This is a genomic window from Moorena sp. SIO4G3, from assembly GCF_010692305.1.
Lineage (GTDB): Bacteria > Cyanobacteriota > Cyanobacteriia > Cyanobacteriales > Coleofasciculaceae > Moorena > Moorena producens_A.
Map to the genome: position 1 here is coordinate 45,546 of NZ_JAAHIG010000007.1, position 21,720 is coordinate 67,265.

General features: G+C 45.0%; 18 protein-coding genes and 1 pseudogene. 10 read left to right on the plus strand and 9 right to left on the minus strand.

All coding sequences use genetic code 11. From position 1 onward, the window contains the following. The first annotated feature begins 39 nt into the window (after window positions 1-39). Window positions 40-789 carry a 1-acyl-sn-glycerol-3-phosphate acyltransferase gene (locus F6J99_RS02250; RefSeq protein WP_293111536.1) on the plus strand — a complete coding sequence of 250 codons (750 nt, stop codon included), beginning with the start codon at window positions 40-42 and terminating at the stop codon, window positions 787-789. Between the two features lie 108 nt (window positions 790-897). Here the strand turns inward: F6J99_RS02250 and psbC are convergent, their stop codons facing one another. Further along, the gene (psbC, locus tag F6J99_RS02255; RefSeq protein ID WP_293111537.1) at window positions 898-2,280 is read right to left on the minus strand and encodes a photosystem II reaction center protein CP43; all 1,383 of its coding nucleotides are present in this window, start codon (window positions 2,278-2,280) and stop codon (window positions 898-900) included. After that, window positions 2,264-3,322 (minus strand): photosystem II D2 protein (photosystem q(a) protein), encoded by a 1,059-nt coding sequence (gene psbD, locus F6J99_RS02260; RefSeq protein WP_008183309.1) that lies wholly within the window; start codon window positions 3,320-3,322, stop codon window positions 2,264-2,266. Before psbD ends, psbC begins: the two co-directional genes overlap by 17 nt. Before the next feature lie 487 nt (window positions 3,323-3,809). Here psbD and F6J99_RS02265 point away from each other — a divergent pair, with 487 nt between their 5' ends. The 7 genes and pseudogenes from F6J99_RS02265 to F6J99_RS02290 all read left to right on the plus strand — a co-directional run bounded on the left by F6J99_RS02265 (window position 3,810) and on the right by F6J99_RS02290 (window position 10,499). After that, window positions 3,810-4,376 carry a photosystem I assembly protein Ycf4 gene (locus tag F6J99_RS02265; protein WP_008183311.1) on the plus strand — a complete coding sequence of 189 codons (567 nt, stop codon included), beginning with the start codon at window positions 3,810-3,812 and terminating at the stop codon, window positions 4,374-4,376. A gap of 156 nt (window positions 4,377-4,532) precedes the next feature. After that, complete coding sequence (locus tag F6J99_RS02270) at window positions 4,533-5,282, plus strand: peptidylprolyl isomerase (RefSeq protein WP_293111538.1); 750 nt, start codon at window positions 4,533-4,535, stop codon at window positions 5,280-5,282. Window positions 5,283-5,312: 30 nt separating this feature from the next. Then, entirely contained in the window at window positions 5,313-6,512 is a 1,200-nt protein-coding gene (locus F6J99_RS02275) for a beta-ketoacyl-ACP synthase (RefSeq protein ID WP_293111539.1), read from the plus strand. A 129-nt stretch (window positions 6,513-6,641) separates the two neighbouring features. Then, window positions 6,642-6,812, plus strand: a pseudogene (locus F6J99_RS45385) (amidophosphoribosyltransferase); the annotation flags it as partial. A 22-nt stretch (window positions 6,813-6,834) separates the two neighbouring features. Then, window positions 6,835-7,068: a hypothetical protein gene (locus F6J99_RS02280; RefSeq protein ID WP_293111540.1), complete on the plus strand. Its 234-nt coding sequence runs from the start codon at window positions 6,835-6,837 to the stop codon at window positions 7,066-7,068. A 4-nt stretch (window positions 7,069-7,072) separates the two neighbouring features. Continuing rightward, complete coding sequence (locus F6J99_RS02285) at window positions 7,073-8,596, plus strand: hypothetical protein (RefSeq protein WP_293111541.1); 1,524 nt, start codon at window positions 7,073-7,075, stop codon at window positions 8,594-8,596. Between the two features lie 136 nt (window positions 8,597-8,732). Then, window positions 8,733-10,499, plus strand: a complete 1,767-nt coding sequence (locus F6J99_RS02290; protein ID WP_293111542.1) for an AAA family ATPase — start codon at window positions 8,733-8,735, stop codon at window positions 10,497-10,499. A 209-nt stretch (window positions 10,500-10,708) separates the two neighbouring features. On the opposite strand, the gene F6J99_RS02295 is transcribed toward F6J99_RS02290, so the two are convergent. Then, window positions 10,709-11,521, minus strand: coding sequence for a hypothetical protein (locus F6J99_RS02295; protein ID WP_293111543.1), 813 nt, complete (start codon window positions 11,519-11,521; stop codon window positions 10,709-10,711). 279 nt (window positions 11,522-11,800) lie between these two features. Here F6J99_RS02295 and F6J99_RS02300 point away from each other — a divergent pair, with 279 nt between their 5' ends. Together F6J99_RS02300 and F6J99_RS02305 are read left to right on the plus strand one after the other, a co-directional pair. Continuing rightward, entirely contained in the window at window positions 11,801-12,739 is a 939-nt protein-coding gene (locus F6J99_RS02300) for a DUF6753 family protein (RefSeq protein ID WP_293111544.1), read from the plus strand. A gap of 59 nt (window positions 12,740-12,798) precedes the next feature. Beyond that, on the plus strand, window positions 12,799-12,966 hold the full coding sequence (locus F6J99_RS02305) for a hypothetical protein (protein WP_293111545.1): 168 nt from the start codon (window positions 12,799-12,801) through the stop codon (window positions 12,964-12,966). Window positions 12,967-13,067: 101 nt separating this feature from the next. On the opposite strand, the gene F6J99_RS02310 is transcribed toward F6J99_RS02305, so the two are convergent. The 6 genes from F6J99_RS02310 to F6J99_RS02335 form a co-directional block, all read right to left on the minus strand. Then, entirely contained in the window at window positions 13,068-14,150 is a 1,083-nt protein-coding gene (locus F6J99_RS02310; protein WP_293111546.1) for a tetratricopeptide repeat protein, read from the minus strand. A 923-nt stretch (window positions 14,151-15,073) separates the two neighbouring features. Then, window positions 15,074-15,946, minus strand: a complete 873-nt coding sequence (locus F6J99_RS02315) for a 6-carboxytetrahydropterin synthase (RefSeq protein ID WP_293111547.1) — start codon at window positions 15,944-15,946, stop codon at window positions 15,074-15,076. Between the two features lie 638 nt (window positions 15,947-16,584). Then, window positions 16,585-17,286: a DnaJ domain-containing protein gene (locus F6J99_RS02320; RefSeq protein ID WP_070391381.1), complete on the minus strand. Its 702-nt coding sequence runs from the start codon at window positions 17,284-17,286 to the stop codon at window positions 16,585-16,587. Between the two features lie 132 nt (window positions 17,287-17,418). Further along, window positions 17,419-18,369, minus strand: coding sequence for a cysteine synthase A (cysK, locus tag F6J99_RS02325; RefSeq protein ID WP_293111548.1), 951 nt, complete (start codon window positions 18,367-18,369; stop codon window positions 17,419-17,421). Between the two features lie 198 nt (window positions 18,370-18,567). Continuing rightward, a complete protein-coding gene (locus tag F6J99_RS02330; RefSeq protein WP_293111549.1) occupies window positions 18,568-20,499 on the minus strand; it encodes an iron uptake porin in 1,932 nt (643 codons plus the stop codon). A gap of 705 nt (window positions 20,500-21,204) precedes the next feature. Next, window positions 21,205-21,486, minus strand: a complete 282-nt coding sequence (locus tag F6J99_RS02335; RefSeq protein WP_293111550.1) for a 4a-hydroxytetrahydrobiopterin dehydratase — start codon at window positions 21,484-21,486, stop codon at window positions 21,205-21,207. Window positions 21,487-21,720: the final 234 nt, after the last annotated feature.

Genomic DNA, 21,720 nt, shown 5'->3' on the forward strand with positions numbered 1-21,720 from the left:
TGATAGTTTAGCTCTACTTCCAGTAAGTAGGATTGACCAATGACAACAACGTTAAAACACACTTCTGATGATGGTAACGATCATGATAAGGCCATTAACGTCATGTCAGTAGATTCTGGTATTTGCCACTGGTTAACTAACATTATCTATCCTTTAGGACGGCGTGTTGTTATTCCGTTTCATTTTGGTCAACTTACCGTGACAGGGCAAGAGAACGTTCCTAAGACAGGTCCTGTGATTTTAGCTCCCACCCATCGCTCTCGTTGGGATGCGTTAATAGTTCCTTTCTCCGTTGGTAAACCCGTAACCGGACGTGACTTGCGGTATATGGTCTCAGCCGATGAAATGAATGGCATACAGGGCTGGTTTATCCGTCGTGTAGGAGGGTTTCCCGTAAATACTGGACGTGGAGGAATTAGCAGTATCCGTCAAACTGTGGAACTCCTGAGCAATGGCGAAGCACTGGTAATGTTTCCTGAAGGCAATATCTTCCGTAATGGTGAAGTAAACCCGTTAAAACCTGGTATGGCTCGTATTGCTTTGCAGGTAGAATCATCTCACCCTGGTATTGGTCTCAATATTGTACCGATTAGTCTTAATTATAGCCAGCCTATCCCTAAATGGGGTTGTGATGTCACAGTAACTGTTGGATCTCCGATTAGTGTAGCAGATTATAGTACTCAGTCAGTTAAAAAAGGAGCTGCACAGCTTACCCATGACCTGCATACAGCGATGACCAACTTAGACAAGAGTTATCCACAAAACTGTTCCAAAAAAAAGCTCCTGTAGAGTACAGGAGCTGTAAAAATCACTTAGCTATTAGTTAGCTATTACTTAGCCATTAATTAGTCTTTCTTAGTCTGATTTACCATTGAGTTATTCACTCAATAAAATCACCTAGTCAAGGTCAGGCATACTAAGTACTGCTTCAGTTTCACGCTCAATACCTTTCTCGAATCCAGCAGCGGCAGCCCGTGCACGACCAGCGTGCCAGAGGTGACCAACTAGGAAGAAGAAAGCCATCACAAAGTGGAAACTAGCCAACCAAGCACGAGGGTTGACATAGTTGAAGGAATTTGCCTCAGTAATAATACCACCTACAGAGTTGATGGAACCGTTAGGAGCATGGGTCATGTACTCAGCAGCACGACGTAGCTGCCAAGGCTGAATGTCATTTCTGAGCTTGTTAACATCCAGACCATTGGGACCCCGTAGAGGCTCCAACCACGGACCTTGGAAGTCCCAGAAGCGCATGGTTTCACCACCGAAGATGATTTCACCAGTAGGAGAGCGCATCAGGTATTTACCCAGACCAGTAGGCCCTTGGGAAGATGCGATGTTAGCACCTAGGCGTTGGTCACGGGCTAAGAATACGAAAGACTGAGCTTGAGACGCTTCAGCATTGGTAGGGCCATAGAACTCGCTAGGATAAGCGGTGTTGTTGAACCACACGTAGCAAGAGCAAATGAAGCCCATCATGGACAAGGCACCTAAGCTGTAGGAGAGGTAAGCTTCTCCAGACCAGACAAAGGCACGACGAGCCCAGCCGAAGGGTTTAGTCAGAATATGGAATACACCACCAAAGATGCAGATCAGACCAATCCAGATATGACCGCCAATGATGTCTTCCATGTTGTTGACACCAATAATCCAACCTTCACCACCGAAGGGAGCATCGACTAAGTAGCCGAAGATCACAGCGGGGTTTAGGGTTGGGTTAGTGATCAAACGAACAGCACCACCACCCGGTGCCCAAGAGTCATAAACACCGCCGACGAACATAGCCTTGATCACCAGCAAGAAGGCACCCAATCCTAACATGATCAGGTGGAACCCGATGATACTAGTCATCTTGTTCTTATCCTTCCAGTCGTAACCAAAGAAGTTAGAATAACTTTCTAAGGCTTCAGGACCACGAACGGCGTGATAAATACCGCCAAAGCCCAATACGGCAGAAGAAATCAGGTGTAGGACACCAATAACAAAGTAGGGGAAAGTGTCAACAATTTCGCCACCAGGACCAACACCCCAACCTAAAGTAGCCATGTGAGGGATTAGAATCAATCCCTGCTCGAACACAGGCTTTTCGGGAATGTAGTGAGCAACCTCAAATAGGGTCATTGCGCCAGCCCAGAAAACGATCAGGCCAGCATGGGAAACATGAGCTCCCAGCAACTTACCGGAGAGGTTGATCAGACGGGCATTACCAGACCACCAGGCGAAACCGGAAGATTCTTGGTCGCGATTGCCCGCAACCATAGTATTAGAGAGCGTTACCACGCGGTAGTACCTCCTCAGGGAACTCAAAGTTTTGGTGAGGTTGGTCTGCTGGAGCCATCCAAGCCCGCAGACCCTCATTTAGCAAAATGTTCTTAGTATAGAACGTCTCAAATTCTGGGTCTTCTGCTGCCCGGATTTCCTGAGACACGAAGTCATAGGCTCGCAGGTTCAATGCTAAACCTACAATTCCTACTGCACTCATCCACAAGCCAGTTACTGGTACAAACAACATGAAGAAGTGTAACCAGCGCTTGTTGGAGAAGGCAATCCCGAAGATTTGAGACCAGAACCGGTTAGCGGTGACCATGGAGTAGGTCTCTTCCGCTTGGGTGGGGTTGAACGCTCGGAAGGTGTTGGCTTTATCTCCATCCTGGAACAAGGTATTTTCTACCGTTGCCCCATGAATAGCACACAGCAGCGCCCCACCGAGTACCCCGGCTACTCCCATCATGTGGAAGGGATTCAGTGTCCAGTTGTGGAAGCCTTGCAGGAACAGGATGAAACGGAAGATACCTGCTACTCCGAAGCTAGGAGCAAAGAACCAGCTGGACTGTCCCAATGGGTACATCAGGAACACGCTGACAAATACTGCTATCGGCGCACTGAATGCGATCGCGTTGTAGGGTCTAATGCCTACTAGACGAGCAATTTCAAATTGCCGCAGCATGAACCCAATCAGACCAAACGCTCCGTGGAATGCTACGAAGCTCCACAACCCTCCTAGTTGGAACCAGCGGGTCAAGTCTCCTTGAGCTTCTGGACCCCACAACAGCAGCAGGGAATGTCCCAGACTGTTAGGAGGAGAGGATACTGCTACGGTCAGGAAGTTACAACCTTCTAGGTAAGAAGAGGCTAAGCCGTGGGTGTACCAAGAGGTAACAAAGGTGGTACCAGTTAGCCAGCCCCCTAACGCCATGTAGGCACAGGGGAACAACAGAATGCCGGACCAGCCGACGAATACAAAGCGATCGCGCTTGAGCCAGTCATCGAGGATATCAAACCATCCTCTGGTGCTGGGGGCGCGTCCTACTGCTACTGTCATAGATTCAAATCCTCATACATATAACGATTTGCAAGGATTCAAAATTGGGACGCTTTTACGTCTTTTTACCGACACTCCCACCCTTCTAGAGGTGGATTTCCCTTAGAGTTCAGTGAGGCAAGAGTCACTTCCCTCTTACAGGATTGTCTTTTAACGGGATGCCACAGGCTATCAGGTTAGGCTGTGGTCACTTAATGTTTCTTAAACTATCACACAGTTTAACGCTTGACTTGATTCTCCCATAAGGAGAGTTGGGTTACAAACGTTACATACAATAATAATAAATACCAAAAATTTTACAAAATTACACATACTCCTCAGATTTTTTTTATATTTGGTGTCAAAAGTTACATAATTTCCCTGTGTTGGTCAAAAATGTGATACTAGTTCTAGATGAGCTCGCTGCAGTATCCGTAAATCAACTGATCTACTCTCGAACTCAGCGCTATTGTCAAGTCAGATTTCTTAGAGGCAACCACATCTTCTCATGGCAGCATCCACCAACCAACTGGAAAACCTGGTACTTCGACAATCGGTTCTTGGCTCTCGCCGTTTGAGCAACTATTTAGTGGCAGGAGCTGTATCCATAGGAGGTATAGGCTTTTTCCTCGCAGGGCTTTCGAGTTATCTCAACATGGATCTACTCCCGATTGGAGATGCAACCAACCTAATTTTTATCCCTCAGGGAGTAGCAATGGGGTTCTATGGCGTTGCTGCGCTGTTGCTATCTCTCTACCTATGGCTAACCATTTATTGGGATATCGGTGGAGGGTACAATGAATTTAACCAAGAAACAGGTATGGTCAGAGTAGTGCGGTCTGGCTTTCCCGGTAAAAACCGTGAAGTCGAATTCAGTTGCCGTACAGAAGATGTCCAGTCGATTCGAGTAGACATCAAAGAGGGTCTAAATCCACGCCGAGTCCTCTACGTGCGCACTAAGGATCGCCGGGAAGTTCCTCTAACTCGTGTTGGTCAACCCATCTCCCTTTCGGAATTAGAAAATCAGGGAGCAGAGCTGGCTCGTTTCCTCGGAGTTCCCTTGGAAGGGTTGTAAAGTCTCAGGTGGCCCACTCCCTTATCAAGTTGCTTCCTGTTTAAATAAAGCTGTTTAAATAAAGCTGTTTAAATAAAGCTTATTAAAAAAATTAAGTAGTATAGGCTACAGAAACTTAAAAATTAAACAAATATAAACTATCTAGTTAAACTAAGCATGAGTATGAATATCCGGCGCTGGCTATCTGTGATGTTAGTAGTGTTAGGTCTGGTAATAGCAGGATGTAGCAGCCCAACGCCGAACTCAACGGAATCATCAACTCCCCAAAACAAATCTACTCCTGCTGAGACCACCAGCAATCCCCAATTCAGCAATTTACCCCGACTAGACAAAAAAGCTACTGTTGAGCTGAGGGTAAAAGGCTCACCGATTACTATTGAAGTGTATGGAAGCAATGCCCCGATTACAGCTGGCAATTTTGTGGATCTGGTTGACAAGGGTGTTTATGACGGACTAGTGTTTCACCGAGTGGTAAGGGAACCTCAACCATTTGTTGTCCAAGGTGGTGATCCCCAAGGAAAAAACCCAAAATTTCCAGTAGAGCTTCTGGGCACAGGGGGGTTCATCGATCCACAAACGAACGAAACTCGCTATATCCCATTAGAAATTAAGCCGAAGGGGGCAAAGGAACCGATATACAGCAAAACCTTTAAGGCAGCCGGAATTCCTGGTGATCCTCAGTTGACTCATACTCGTGGTGCTGTAGCCATGGCTCGTTCCCAAATGCCAAACTCAGCCTCTTCACAGTTTTACTTTGCCCTAGCAGAGCTGCCTTTCTTGGATGGGAACTATGCTGTATTTGGCAAAGTCATTAAAGGTATGGATGTGGTAGACAAAATTCAGCAAGGCGATCGCATTGAATCAGTCAAGGTCACTCAAGGCATCGAAAACCTCAAGAAACCTTAAGATAACGATTAACGATCTTTAAACGAATTCGTGGAGGTATGTGTTACTGGGATTGGATTAGTATCTGCTTTAGGTCGCCTCAAACCCAGTTGGCAGCACTTGCTAAACGGTGAGTCGGCTATTAGGTGGTATCGACCCTTTGCCAATTTACAACCTCTACCGTTGGCTATGATTGGTCAGACACCAGCTTCTGTTGAAAAGCTGACCTACCAGGTTGTAGCAGATGCTCTTGAAGATGCTAACTTAACCATCCCTCTCAGGGGTTGTGGGGTGGTGATTGGTTCCAGTCGTAGCTGTCAGGCCGCTTGGGAGCAACTAGCCCAGGAACAGATCACTAGTCAGAGGAAACTCGACACCGAACCAGAGTATCCCCGATTTGATATCTTAAATGAGGAGATATTAACTCTAGAGCATTGGTTAGACACTCTACCCCATCAACCGGCTATTGCTGCTGCCCATTACATTGGTTCCTTTGGGCCAGCACTAGCACCAATGGCAGCTTGTGCAACAGGAATTTGGGCGATCGCTCAAGGATTTGAATTGATTCAAACCGGTCAATGCCAACGAGTCATTGCTGGTGCTGTAGAAGCACCAATTACTCCTCTAACCCTAGCCGGATTTACTAAAATGGGGGCTCTAGCAAAAACTGGTGCTTACCCCTTTGACAAGCAACGTCAAGGCTTGGTGTTGGCAGAGGGAGGTTCTGTCTTGGTATTGGAGTCAGAGGATTTGGCTCGTCGTCGAGGAGCACCTATCTATGGAAAATTATTGGGGTTTGGCTTAACCTCGGAGGCTTATCATGTCAGTACACCTAATCCAGATCGACAGAGTGCGATCGCAGCTATCAAACAATGTCTAGACCGTAGCCACCTATTTCCTACAGATATTGATTATATCCATGCCCACGGTACCGGAACCACACTCAATGATCAGAATGAAGCGGAGCTGATTCAGCAGCTATTTCCCCAAGAGGTGGCAATCAGTTCTACCAAAGGAGCCACCGGTCACACTCTTGGTGCCTCTGGAGCCATTGGTACTGCTTTTTGTTTAATGGCTTTAAAACACCAAGTCTTACCCCCTTGTATTGGGTTGAGGGAAACGGAATGGGATTTGGATTTCGTAAGTATAGCGCGTCAGTGCCAAGTCAGGCATGTGCTATGTTTTAGCTTTGGTTTCGGGGGGCAAAATGCAGTAACCGCTTTAGGAATATCCAGCAATTGCCGACATTGAGCCACAATAATATGGTATAGGTGATATCGTTAAGGAAACATTAAGTTTAATTAAATATACAGAACCAATCCCCTTGGGATTTAGGTTAAACCGACTTCATGCCGCAATTAGGAGCAACCCATAATAGTTATGATGCCCAACCAATCCCTTTCCTCTGAGCAATATTGTGATCAGTCCAAGAATGACTATCTCCAGCACTTGGACAAGCCAGAGGAAGCTTGCGGAGTCTTTGGTATCTATGCACCAGAGCAAGATGTCGCTAAGCTAACTTACTTTGGTCTATTTGCCCTACAGCATCGAANTCATCGACTATTTTCCTAATGTGATTGAGATTTTTGATCAATATGGATTATTAGCTGGCGTAGTGGTGTCCAAAGGCATACCCTATGAAATGCCTAGGCACAACGATCAGGTCAGTGACTACAATGCTTGGTATTTCGATGGGCAGCTTTGCGTGTTTTATCGAGGAAAAAATATTTGGCTTGATCGCACTCAGAACTTGCAGCACCGAGCAGCAATTTTTGGAGCCTTAGGGTTGGGAGCATTAGGAGTTTAAAATCATGGCAAAAGTAACAATAGTCAGTGAGTCCTATGTATCATCTTTACAAGGACAATACCAAGGTGTCATTTCCAAATGGTCAAGTGGACTGGCAGCCTTTAGGCAAAAGCAGCAGCAAAAGCAAGAACAAAATCGACAGGGTCAACAACTCAATGGTCAGGTATATAATAGTAATCAAGAGCCTGAAATTAAAATTACCGACGGTGATCAAGTAGTCTATGGTAAAGATGGAGATAGGTTGGTCAATGACTTAAACTCAGACATCATTGGTCAGTTGACTTTAGCCAAAGAGTCATCTGTAGGAGAGATGGTTGGGGTGACCAATAAAAAAGTAGAATTGGATGGAATCGTTATTTTACAAACCAATGATGAAGGTGTTGTAAAGGTTAACGCTTTTGATCAACAACAACTACAGGGGCAACAACAAAAGGTATCTAGTCCAATTCAACCACAAAACCAACCTTTAAAACCAAAAGTCCAACCCGTCAAAGCTAATACTGAAAACAGAGGTGGATTATATTCAGTACGACGGTCAGTGCAGGCTTTAGAGGATACACCACTAAAGAAGTTTTTGCAGTCCCAGGTTAATGAGATGCGTATGCTTCGTAGGGCTCAAAAACAAAAACAAGAAGCTATGCAATCGGAGTTTCTATCTGAATTGATTGAAGCCCGAATGCTTGAATCAAAACAGCCGAGTTGGTGGGAAAAGGTTGTTTCACCGATTTCAGAAAAAGTAGAAAAAGTCAAAAATGCTGTGTCTAACTACCATGAAACATCCCGTCAAAAAGAAGCTGCTGCTACCTTAGTCCGCTTAATCAATTCCCAAGCATCACCAGGACAAGATACCTATGAATCAGCAGATTATACGATTCATCGCAAGGATAATTCCTATGCAATGAGGGACAAAAAAGGTAAGGAATTGATCAAGTTTCGCGCTGGTGCTATGGGGGTCACTGTACAGGGAGAACCCAAACTAAATGAACAGCAATATCAAGAAATTTCACAGGTTAAAAAGCAGTTAGATTGGGGACAGAAACCTGAGGGAAAATTTCAGCAATTAGGAGCCTCTGAGGCTGACTACTTTAGTCGTGTCAAGGCAGTTGCAGATACATTGGTCGAATATGCCCAATCACAAGGAAATACTGTCCAGGTTGAAGGTAAACTCAACTACAACTGGAGAGCAACTCCCAATGGCGATCTCACAATTGCCGCTAAGGACAGACGAGGAACCATCTTTTCACAGCAGAAAGGACAATTCATGTCCCAGATGACACAACGGGATTTATCCTACTTTGAGCAAGCGTTAAAACCCTTAATGAGCCAAGCGCCACAACGACTAGTTCAGCCCTCTCGATCATCAGTGCAGTCTCTAAAATCTCAAAGCCTAGGTGCTCCTAACCCCTTTGCTCACTCCAGTCTAACAGCACTGGCTTCAAGCAATGGACAGGCTTTTCAACCGCCAGCTAAAACACCTATATCGCAACCGATTAATCTCAAACAAAAATCAAAGGAGCTATCTTTGTGATGCTTTTTGTTAACTGTTAACCCTCAACAATAAACCACCTGAACTATAGCATTTTTAATTTTATCGAAATTTTGGGGACATCACCTATTTGGAAAATGCTATAGTTTCATTTTGAATCAATAACGTTTGCTTGAGAATGAATATACCCGAAGTTGGGACATTATTAGAATGCTATAGAGCAGTATCTATAGGAATTCCCTTGATTGAAAGACACAATGTACTCAGGTGGATTTGTCAGAGTCTTACCCAGGATGGAGTATTCCTGGTTTACCTCTGGAATTTAGCTAGTCGTGGATTTCAGAAAATTGAATGGGATGGAAATTCTCAAACCTTAGAAAGTTCAATGGTTAATGTCCTAGAAGAGCGTGAGCCATTTTCACAGGTTGTTGAAGTGTTGAATTTTTGCCAAGCCTATTCTGGTAAAGCCTTATTTATCTTAGAAGATTTACCGTCTTTACTCGATAGTGCTGACAGTGGGCAAACCATAACTATCAGAACCTCATTGTCTAATGTTCTCTACAACTTTGGTCTATCAAGCGATAAGTTTATAATTCTTTTGGATACGGGGGAGAATGAGTTACCTCGAATTTTAAACTCAATTATTCCTGCTGCCGAATTTCCTTTTCCAGAGCCCAAGGAAGTCACAGCATTATTAAAAACTCATTTAGTAGAATATGGTTTGGCTGACCAAGAAACACCTCTAGACGATAGACTAGCTCGGTCTATCGGGGGATTGACTCCGGAAGAAATTCGGATGGCTGTCAAACTGGCGGCGAAAAAAAATAAATACGCTCCCATAGTGTCTTGCCTGTTAAGCGATGGGCGTTTCGGCAAAGCCGACGCTACGCGAACGCGAAGCGTGGCCAAAGGCCTCAGCCCCGCTTTCAGCGAACGCTCTTCAGAGCGCGCCAAAGGCGAACGCAAGCAATTTCATATAGCAGTCAACAAAGCCCAATCTCAATCAGAGCTAGCCAAGCAATTAATCAATTACAAAATTCACAGACTCAAAGGATTTGGTTTAGAGTTCCTCAAACCTGATGTTGGGGAATTTGGGGGATTAGATAAACTGAAACAAGCCTTGGAATGGGTGAAACAAGATTTTTCTGATCAAGCCAGAGCTTATGGAATTCCATTGCCCAAGGGATGGCTATTGATTGGTCCTCCAGGAACAGGAAAAACCTTTGCTGCCAAAGTCTGTGCTCAAACCTTAGGATTTCCTTTAATTAGCATGGGAGTGGATTTAGTAATTGGTAGTAGTCCAACCCATTTAAAACGACTCTTGTGTCGAGTTGAGGCCGCGAGTCCTTGTGTTTTGTTTCTCGATGAATTGGACAAGTTTTTTGATTCCCAAACAAATAACACCAAACAAATTCTAGGAATTCTATTAACCTGGTTGCAGGAGAAGACAACTCCCACATTTGTGATTGGGACTCTCAACCGATTAGATGCTTTGCCTCCAGAATTAACTCGTGCTGGCAGATTTGACAAACTATTTTATGTCGGTTTTCCCAAAGAGATTGAACGGTTTGAGATTTTTAAACTCCATGCTAGCCGATTTGATCCTCGTTATCGGGAGGGAAATGGACCATTAACAGAAAAACAATGGCGTCGATTATTGAGTGCAACACGAAAATGTACTGGAGCAGAAATTCGTGCCATTGTAGAATCAGCCGTGCAGCGAGTGTTCCATCAAGGTCAGAGAACTCCTTTTAAAATTGAATTGGAAAATCTATTGCAGCAGCGAGAGGCAATGACTCCCTTGTATTCTCAGGATACAGAGAGAGTTTTAGCAATGGAAAATCGAGCAGAAGGAGTTTGTAAGCCTTCCTCTTCACCAGATAAATCAATTTTTGCTAGGGAAATAACTACCTTGTGGGGAGAAAGATTAAATGTTGGGTCTTAAGTGATATTATCTCCGGATAATTATCATGAATACCACTTGTTAGCATCTCCCCATTCAGACGTGATATGATATCTAGTTAAGTGTAATGGGTAATGGGTAATTATTGTGATTACTCCTATACCATTACCCATTACCACTTAATTCTTACCGATTACCAAGCAGTTTCATCAAGAGATTGTTTATCTCGATTAGGTTTCACTAACTGCTGATTAAGACTTAAATTCCAGCAGATAATTTATCCCCAGTTTGCTGCAAGACGATAGGAGATAGACAGCTTTGGTATTGCCTTTAAGGGCAAAGTATTCCCAAATCTGAAGACAATCTCCTAAACTCATAGTTTTCATTATCCCTTGAGTTTCTGTATAACAGAATAGTATCTTACCCGAAAACCCTTTGGCTTTCAATTTTTTGAGTTTTCTCCTTGAGTTAATAATTCCCACCAGTAAGGCAACCGATGAGCCTATGGCATCCATGGCAGCGGATAAACTAACCCGAAACTCCTGATCATCCTCTGTCTTTAATATTTCTAATTGGGATTGACCAATTGTAATCCTAGTCGGGGTTGCTTGTAGCCAATCTGAATCTTGGTTAATTAAGTTCACCCTTGCTTGGATTAATTGATTTGGGTCTTTCTCTAATTGTTCAATGAGTTGCTTTAAGGAAACTGTTTGATTTTTATCCAGGTAGGGGGGGATGAGATTCTCTGCAACTAAATATTTCCAATAAGCCAGTAAGCTGTTGATAGGATAAACAGTCAATTTTCTCTGGGAAGGAGCAGTAACCCATAATTTGGGATAGCCATTTTCTTCAATAAATTGTTGAGCTTGTCTTGGAGACTGTCTAATCGGTATAGACATTTGTCGTAAGCTAAAAACAATTTGGTTATCAAGGCTATAAGCTCCTAGGGTGACTTCCTCTAATTGAAGACAGATATGATCTACGTGGGGATAATCTAAAAAATCATCATCAATTATCTGAGGATCAGTGTGGTGAGTTTCAGCACTTAGGTGGGTCATAGCCATAAATTCCTTCTTCTAAATCCCTTGATTTAAGTAGCGCAATCGGTGCTTTCAGCCTGGGCGTAGCCCGTTAGCTAACTGCTGAATGCTTCCTGATTTAACGTGTTCAAGTTTTTGAGTGTTTCTATTTCTTGGTAGTACTCTCGTGGGCAGAGCAACGGATTGATTATGTACATATAACCCCTTATAGTAACGTTCCTTTTTTCAGAGAATTTTTATCGTTTCAGGATTTTAACGTCTTTATGTAACAAATATTTACAAATATTGTTATTCTCGAATTTTATGGCTATTTATAAAGAAGTAAGCAAACAAGGAATTAGGGAAATGGTAGGAAGTAATCTTTCTCAAGAAAACCTCTCCCACATCAAGCAACCTGAAAGTCTGTCAGATTTAATTGACGAGAGGGATAAGACGGATTACTCTCTATTGGAAAAGCTGTTAGAAGGACGTTCGGATAGCTTTAAGGCAAAAATTTTAGATTTAGTTGTTGCGACAGAAGTGGACGCTAATGACCCGCTATTCCTATTTTTGGTAGCAACGTCCAGTTTGGAAAAAATCTTAGCAGATACTCCTAAATCCTTAGAGCAGTTATTCCGAAGTTGGGAAAAAGATATCCAGCAAATGATTGATGTCGTGGGGCAATCCACCGTGGATATTCACCGCCAAGAAATTTCTAAAGCGATGGGCGTTCGCGAAGCGTGGCCAAAGGCCTCAGCCCCGCTTTCAGCGAACGCTCTTCAGAGCGCGCCAAAGGCGAACGCGTCTGCGATAGAGCAATCAAAGGTAACCCTAGAATCCAACTCAGAAAGACAGCCCTGTTCCTATCCATCCAAAGGGTCAATGAATTTTCCGGTTGTTAAGGCATCTCCTGTTACAAACATTACAGCCATCTGTGGAGCTGTGGTTTTGTCATTGCTTTGTGGACTAGGAGCGGGTTGGGGGCTATCTGAGTTAAGTCAGCCAAAATTAGACCCCAATGGTTCTAGACAACTTACCCTAGACGAAGCATCTACCTTAAATTGGGCAATCAGTAAAGAGGGCAAATTAGCCAGAAATATAACCAAGTGGAATGCGGGCTATTTGGATAACTTAGAGTGTCAAAAGGATGCCATAGACGCAGGAATCCGGTTAAACTTTGGGGGCAAAAAAGCGACTAGCGGCTATTGTCTACTGTGGGTCGCCCCTCCGAGCCAGCGCAAGTATATAGAGGACAATAAGTGATACCAAGTCTGGTTGAATACCCATAATTAAGCGGAGTGTGGGGCGGGGGCGCGGGGAGTGTGGGGAGATGGGGAGATGGGGAGATGGGGAGATTGGGGAGGTTTTTATTAAGCGATGCAGCGCGGTCTTGGGAAGGCAGCGCGGTCTTGGGGGTCTCCCCCATGAGCGACTGCCGTGGTTTCCCCCATGAGCGACTGCATCAAGACAGGGTAATTATCCTGATATGATATGAACCCTATTTTATCGGTATTTTGATAGAGATCAGTGTCGGTGTTTTGGGAATGGCTAATAGGTAAGAGCCTTATCCCCACCAGAATTACCATTTCTCTTAGGGATTAGTCAGTGCTAAATTTTTATGATGGTACTCCATAGCTTTGGTGTAGTTTCCTTGAGAGTAATAAGCGGCTTTCAGACTAGCTATGGCTTTTTTTGCTGCCTTCCGGTCACCGATGGCTTGGGCAATACTCAAGCGTTGTTCATAGTATTCAACCGCTTGGCCATAATTGTCTAAGGCATCATAAGCCTTTCCCAAGCGACCTAAGGCTTGTTGTTCTAGACGGCGATTACCTATTTGTTGAGCTTTAAGCAATTGCTGCTGAATATAGTAAATCCCTTGAATATAATCTCCTAGTGCCAAGCAAGCATTACCCAGCTTGCCCAGAATCTGTCCTTGTAGGGGACGATCACCCATCTGCTGTGCGATCGCAAAACGCTGCTCGTAATAGTCAATAGCTTGAGCATAATCACCGATGGAGTAGCAGGAGTTACTGAGATTTCTCAGAATTCGCTCCTCTAGCTCAGGTAACCCAAGAGTCTGGGCAACATAGAGGCTCTGTTGCTGGCAAGCCATTGCTCGGGGGAAATCTCCTAGTGCCTTATGGGCCAATCCTAGATTGTTCAAGGCAGTGACCTCTCCCAGTCGGTCTTGGAGTTGCCGCATAATAGTTAGGCTTTTTTGACCATAGTCAATGGCCTTGAGGTGATTTCCTTGGTGACGGTAGGCATTTCCCAAAATTCCCAAAACCTGACCCTCAAGACGCTGGTCTTTGATGTCTTTTGCGATCGCAAGACTTTTGTTACTATATTTTATCGCTTGTGGAAAGTTGTCTAAGGAATAAGCAGTTAGTGCCATACCACTCAGAGCTTTTCCTTGACCCCGTCTATTTCCCAATTGCGCATATATTGCTAGTGCCTCTTGGAACGACTGTCTTGCTGCGAAGAATTGACATCGCTGGTGCTGCTCAATCCCTTTCTCTAAAAGTTGAGCAGCTTCACCGGCGCGAGGGAACCGCGCAAGGTCATCAACATTATCTGGAATGTTGTTTGGTAATGTAGGAACGAAAGTTTGGCGTGCTGCCTCTGCTAGACGCTCCCTATATTGGCTGTCATCACACGGCAACCGGCTCTCCATTCCTATTGCCTCTTACGGATCATCAAGAGTTTTGTAGTTTTCTAAGTTTGCGCAATCGAGTAAAATCCTTTGCCATATATTCCCTTGTTTTCAATTGCTCAAGGTGGTATCTCATCCTTTGAGTGAGATACCACGGGGCAAAATACGTATAAAGGCTTTTGGATTTAGCGCAGCTCGACCTAACAGTACGAGTGCGGGTACTTGACTACCATGATAACCGCATCAATGCTGGTTACGGCAACTTTACCCTTATCATAACAAATGATATACTAACTCTAACTTATGGATGATTTAATCTCAGCAAATAAAAATCCCTAGGTCAGCATTCAACCTAGGGCTAATGGGCGTAGCCCATGCTACGCTTGCCAGCTATTGAAAGCAGCCCACCGCCCATCAAAGATTTTTAGGTGGGGACTGGTGTGACATACTCCCACACTGACAAGCGCGGTTCAGTGTGGGCTTCTTACCAACTCCAGCTATTGCTTAGGATACACGGGTTACTTTATTAACGATACGGTCAGAAGTTACCGCAAGAAGAGTGGAGCCTTTATGGTTAGCAGGCTATGCATAACAGGGTTAAAACTTTATGATTAAGGCTCCACTCTTCTAAGGTTTCCTCTCCGGGATGCCCCGACCCACCGGAACAATACAAAAAGTTCTATTTTTAGACACGCAGGTGGCGGTTAGCTCTTAATTTGTCTTCCCTGCTATTTTTATTATAACGTTTTTCAGGCTGTTTATCAGAGTTACAGCTCCGCGATTCATCCCGGAGATGAAACCTGTTTATTAGGGCAGCCTTAATCATAAAGTTTTAACCCTTTTACCCATAGCCGACCAACCATAAAGGCTGCCCTATTCTTGCGGTAACTTCGTTCCCACACTCATGCTGCGCATTGAGGTGTGGGGCATAAGAGCGGAGGAAGCTAAATCAAGGTCAGCAGCGTTTCCCTAGATGATGTTGCTGCTGACTTGGTAGTGTCTGGTGTGCAGTAGACTTCGCAGGAGTTATTGGGACTTTCAATCAATTTCACCTTATGAAGTTGGACATCCAATTCTTGAATTGGTTGTTGCAACAACTGACAAATATAGATAGCAATATTTTCGGCAGTAGGAACAACCCGGGCAAAGTATGGAATGTCTTTATTGAGGAAAGTATGGTCAAAAGCTTCCAAAACATAATCATCCATGACTTGCTGCAAGGAGTCTAGATCAACAATCATGCCAGTGCGCGGATCCATTTCACCCTTAACCGTCACTTCTATGTGATAGTTATGTCCATGTCCGTTGGGACGAGCACACTTACCGTAAATCTGGTAGTTTTCCTGGTCACTGAGGTCAGGATGAGCTAGTCGGTGAGCAGCGCTAAAGTGGTTACTGATAGTCAGATATACTTCCATACCGTTTCCTTGATAGTCAGCCCAGAGTTTTGGATGTTCAAATAGCTGAATCTTCAGTAGTGGTAGGTAAGTAACCAAGTGCTGCCAAATTACTCGTGCTATGTTTTCGGTAGTAGGTAAGGTTTGCTGAAATTCTGACCAAACCTCATTGAGATAAGCGTAGTCAAGTTGGCTGGTGACCTCTCGTTGGATCACCGTTTTGACTTCAGAAAAGTTTTCCACCATGCCATACTTATCCAACTGAGCGGTCAGGAAAACGAACAGAACGTAGTTGTGTCCGTGTCCAGGAAATCTGCTCCCCAAACCAAACCGCTGAAGGTTCTCAGCTTCACTCAGTTCTGGTAACCAGTATCGGTGGCTGGCTGAAAACTCAGCACGGCGCTTAATCACGCATTCCATGTCAAGTTACGTCAACTAGACTTATGTTCAGCTTGACACTCCCCGGCCTAAAGGCGTGGGGATTCCTAGATCGACGAACCAGCCGTAAACCGACGTGTCCTCGGGAAGAGGCAATGCTTAACCAAAAAACCGGTAGTGACCTACCAAGTTCCCAGTCAATTCACGAAAGACCTAGAGGGCAGTTCTCCTTAGGCGTTCGGGTACTTGTTTGGAAGTGCCGAAGATTTTGTTTCCCAACATTCCCCCATGTTCCGGTGTGCCCCACCGTACATTGCAGTGCGACCCGTGGCGAATTTAATTCTTAATAGGTCAAGCGCACCGAGTGTTTTTCTCAAAAGTGTAACTTCAACGGTTCACACGCCAATTGTTGGTTGACGATTGGGTTTTTAGAGAGGACTTTCCCTACCCTCTGAGCATTACTACTTTATAGGCGGTCAGACATGGTTCCCTTCCAGCTGTCCTAACGGTTTTTCAGCCTGTACTCTATACTTGATTCTACATCTAGTTGCAACGACGATTCCGCAAACGCCAAAACTTTTTTAAAGCTGTCCTAGAAGGACGGGGTTTTAGACCCATTTTTTTCAACTAATTTGGATTAGTGGTCGTTGGTAAGCTATAAAAATCCTATTGCTTACCCATTACCAAAAATCTTTAACTGTGTCTTTAGCTTCCCAGAGCAGATGGGAAGCAATTCTGAACAGTTCTTGACCTGTGTGTAGGTGGTAGTCGTCGTAGTTAAGGGTAAACAGCTTTAATTCTTCTATTCCATCTGCTAACTGATTAAGACAGTAGTAGAGGTTAGCAGCAGCACTGGCAACGGTGGCAGGATTAGGTTGAGAATGAAACAGGCTCTGAGCTTGATGGAGATGATCACCACACTCTTCCAGATAAGCTTCAAACTCTGCCATGAGTTCATCATCAAACGGGTCAGCGGAGAGTTCATCGAGTTGAGCCTCTAGAGGCTCAAGGATATGACTAATCCGGTGGTTTACAGGTTGATAAATTTGCTGCAACCAGTACCCTAGCTGGGCATCAGTCTTTTTTCCCTTTTGCCGATGATGCTGGTAATGTCTTTGGGCATGAGCTGTTCGCTGTTGTCGATTCTGATGCTCTAATGAATCCTGAAAGTAATTCCTCTTTTGGTCATAGGAACGCCGTCGCTCAGGGTTACTGAGTACCTCATAAGCAGCATTAACTTGGATAATTTTTTCGGGATCAGCGGTGGGGCTGTTGCTATCTGGATGAAAGCGCTTGGCTAGCCGTCGGTAGGCTTGTTTAATTTCTAGGGTCGTAGCGTGGGGGTGAACATCCAGAGTCTGGTAGTGATTGGATTCTGACATGGGGTACACTAAACCTACTTAAACCGGCAGCGATAGTATAATTAAGGTACCAAGTAAGCTCAATCCAATATTTCCATAGATTTCCAGAGGTTTTAGGATAACTAGTGAATGGAAATGCCTTGCCCCATAACACTAATCCGTGGTGGCCGTCGGCTCTTGGAACAGGGGGGTGCTTAGGTAGCGTTCCCCAAAACTCGGTTGAATCATCACAATCAGGCATCCCTCATTTTCTGGACGTTTGCCAACTTGAATCGCTGCTGATAGTATGGCTCCAGTGGAAATTCCGGAAAGAATTCCTTCTTCACGGGCTAAACGACGACCGTATGCGATCGCATCATCATCCGTAACTGTAATCACCTCGTCAAGAACTTCAACCTTGAGTACTTCTGGAATAAAACCCGCACCGATACCCTGAATTTTGTGAGGTCCTGGAGACCCTCCAGAAAGTACAGAACTACCAGCTGGTTCAACTGCGATCGCTTTAAAACTGGGCTTGTGTTTTTTGATCGCTTCAGCCACCCCAGTAATTGTACCACCCGTACCAACTCCAGCCACCAGGAAATCCACCTGTCCTTCCGTATCCTGCCAAATTTCTTCAGCGGTGGTATAATGATGAATTTTTGGGTTAGCTGGATTACGAAACTGTTGCAGCATATAGGCATTGGATGTGGTTTCTACAATTTCCTGAGCTCGCCTAATACAGCCACCCATCCCTTCACTACCTGGTGTCAGTTCCAACTGAGCACCATAAGCTCGCAACATAGCCCGTCGCTCTATGCTCATTGTCTCTGGCATGGTTAGGATAAGTTGGTAACCCTTGGCTGCCGCTGCCATTGCTAGAGCAATACCTGTGTTTCCCGATGTCGGTTCCACCAAAATAGTTTTGCCGGGGGTAATCCACTGATTCTGCTCCGCTGCATTGATCATGCTAACACCAATCCGGTCTTTGACAGACGAAGATGGATTCATTCCCTCTAACTTGGCTACAATTCTAGCCACACAGCCTTCTGCTTGAGGAATACGGTTCAATTGTACTAGAGGCGTCCGACCAACCAGTTCTGTAATATTTGGAGCAATTCGCATAACTGTTGGAAATTCTGAGTTATTAGTTGTTCTCCATCATCCTAGTATTTTTTGACACTTTCACCCCTTCAAACAAAAATCCCCGCCTCGGGGCAGGGAAAAGTCAACTAACTAATGCTCAATACTCCTTGCGGTGCGACCCATGGGGAATTTAATTCTTAATGGATCAAGCGCACCAGGGGCAATTAGCCAAGGTCTCTAGAACGTGAATGTGGTTCTGATGGTACCAATCACAGCATCATCATTATCATCACTCTGCTCTGGATTAATCACCCAGATCACACCAGGAGTGATAGAGATATTATCGGATAGCTGATACTTGTAGAAGCCTTCTATGTGAATGGGGGTCTCAATCTCATTCAAATCCGAATAGGGCACTGCACCACCAAAGAAACCTAACACACTACCTTCTTTTCCAAAATCGGGGAAGGCTAAACCACCGCCGTAACTCCAAATTTCACCACCACCTTCACCAATGACAATCACATCGGTGTAGTTGAAAAATCCACTAAAGGAAATCTTGTCGGTGAGGCGAAAGGCTAATTCTGCTCCGTAGGAGTTGGTTACCTTGTCAGCTGAATCATTTAGACGACTAGCAAGAAGTGCTTCTTGATTTAAGTTGGCAGCACGGGTACCTACGATACCATCTGTTCCCGCGCCTTTGCTGAATATGGCACTATCCTCTTTATGGAAACCATGGACGTAAGTAAAGCCCACACCAATCCGGTCGTTGACATTGAAGTTCAACTGACCCAAGGCAGAATAATCACCATTAAACAGACCTGCCCCTTCATCAGGATCTGACGCATTCCCAGCTAGGTAACCCAGTGTGACAGTACTTGGTCCAATCACGCTCTCTAGTAAACCAAGTTGGAAGCTAACCCCTAAACCAGCACCACCACCAATCCGATAGATGGGGTTTTGTTGAGAAAACGTGGATAGAGAGCCACTACCACCATCGAAGTCTTGGAAATAGGGATTGAGTGTAGGAACGTAATCATCATGCCGACCACCAAAGGCAGCAATGTAAGTTGATACTTGACCAAACGGACCAATAGGAATGTCACCGTAATAGGCTAACCAGTCAACCCCTATATCGTTCCCGTCACCAGTACCATCAATCTCAGTGTTAAAGGTCTGGGTCAGTTCTGGGGTAATCTCACCCCCCGCTGTGAAGGCATTCAGGTTACCAGCACTCAGACGAGTTACCAAACTGTCTTCACCAGTGAAGCTGGTGTCGAGAACTAAACGAACCCGGTCACCAAAGACAACTTGGTTATTGTCATCTTCCCCAAAATCACCAAAGTTATTGGTCAGGGCGAATATCACTTCCCCTTCCAGTTTCGTAGTAGTGGAGAATTGGTGATCCTCTAGGAATGCGACTCGACCTTCGAGGTTATCGACCCGTGCTCCGAGGGTAGCCAGTTCTGCCTCAAACTCTTGAATCAGCCGTTGCAGCGTTTCTAAGTCTTCACGGGTAATAAAGTCAGCAGTACTAGCAGCAATTAAACGCTCAATCTGGTTCAAACAAGCGTTCAAGCCAGCCGCAAATTCATAACGGGTGGTAGCACGGTTGCCACGGAAGGTGCGGTTTGGGTAACCAGCGATACAACCGTAGCGCTCTACCAGACTACGCAGAGCTTCATAAGCCCAGTCTCCAGGGGAAACATCCCGCAGTTGGGAAACGCTAGTTACCTGATCTTGGCTGTTACTGCCTTCTTTTCCGTAGCGTTGAATTTGATTTAACAGCTGGCTGTTATCTGAGGCTGAGGGGACGGCTTGGGCTATTTTTGTTTCTGCCTCCGGTAAGTCTACCTTAGGAACTAGGGTATCGACTTTTAGGGTTGATGTTGCCTCACCAACGCTGGAGCCCATCTTCGTGGAAAAAACTGCCGTATCCTTTACTTCTGGGGCAGTGGGTGCCGCCGCGTTCGCTGAAAGCGGGGCTTGGCCCATCGCAAGTGTCTTTACTGGGACAGCTTGACGTGGGGCAGCTTCTGTGGTAATTTTACTCTCAGCTGTTAACGAGTTGGCATTGTTGGCTGCCTGTACCTGATTGGTACCAAAGGCGAGAGCAGCACCCACTACAGCAGGACTTATCAGTAGGGACTTCAACAGTAGTTTAGACATCTTCTCTTAATCCTCACACCTTTACAATTATTGTATTGAACTCTCCCCCGGATCAATCACGAAGGATGGTGACATACTCCCAACGCTGACAAGCACGGGACAGCGCGGGCTTCTTACCAACACCAGCTACTGCTATCGGGCTTTGCCCGACGCGGGGCGCGTATCGGCTTTCGCCGACGCTGCGCGAACGGTTACTCGGTAAGCTTTATTAACGACACGGGATGCCCCTCCGCACCGGAACAATACAAAAAAGTTCTATTTACTTTGTACTGCTGGAATTTTACCCATCCACAGATAACTCAAACTATCAAGTTTTTTCTGAAGGTCACCCCATAATATTCGGTGGTTGTCAAGGTTCAGGCGCGTAGGTCGCGGTTAGCTCTTAATTTGTTTTTCCCTACTATCCCTAGTACATCGCATCATGAAGCTCTGTTCCGACCCTTGTCCCGCGCTCCATCCCTACACTTACGCTATACGGTAAAGTACGGGGCTTCTCGCGGTTTAGATAAGAATCAGCGCCCGCAGCGATGAAACCTATTAACCTATTACAGGAACAATTTATTAGAGGAACAATTCTTATACTATAGCCTTTATGGACAAAGTGCTACACCAACTTTTTCGCCAATGCCTGTGAATGAACTTCTGCTGGGGAGCGGGTCTATTGCTAAAGCAATTGTCACTTACGCAAGAGTTATTGAAAGGATATTAACCCAGCTCTGAAATAACTTGCGCTAGGTCAAAATCTTTTGAGGTTAAGCCACCACTATCATGAGTAGTTAGAGTAATTGTTACCTTATTGTAGGAAATCTCTAGGTCAGGATGGTGTCCTGCAACTTCAGATGGTTCAACAAGTTTATTCACAAACGCGATCGCTTCTACAAAACCCTTGAATGTCTTTTTACTACGCAGGGTTTGCCCTTCCACACTCCAGTCTTTTAGCTGACTCGCCTTGGCTTGAATTTCTGCATCGCTTAGTAGTTGAGCCATGATTTTTAGATGCACTGATTAAACAATCCCATACAAAAAACTATCCGCTCTCACGGCTAGTGTTTTGGCTAATCCATAACACGTGGTGTGAGAGCGGTCTAGCGGGTCTTCTGATTGAAACCAGGCTGCCGAGAGGAACTCTTAGGTAGCCCTGCCGAAGCAGTCATATAGATTCTCCGTAGAGAATCCAGATAACTCCTAGAGAACAGCCCCGGCGCACAGCCGGCTAACTCC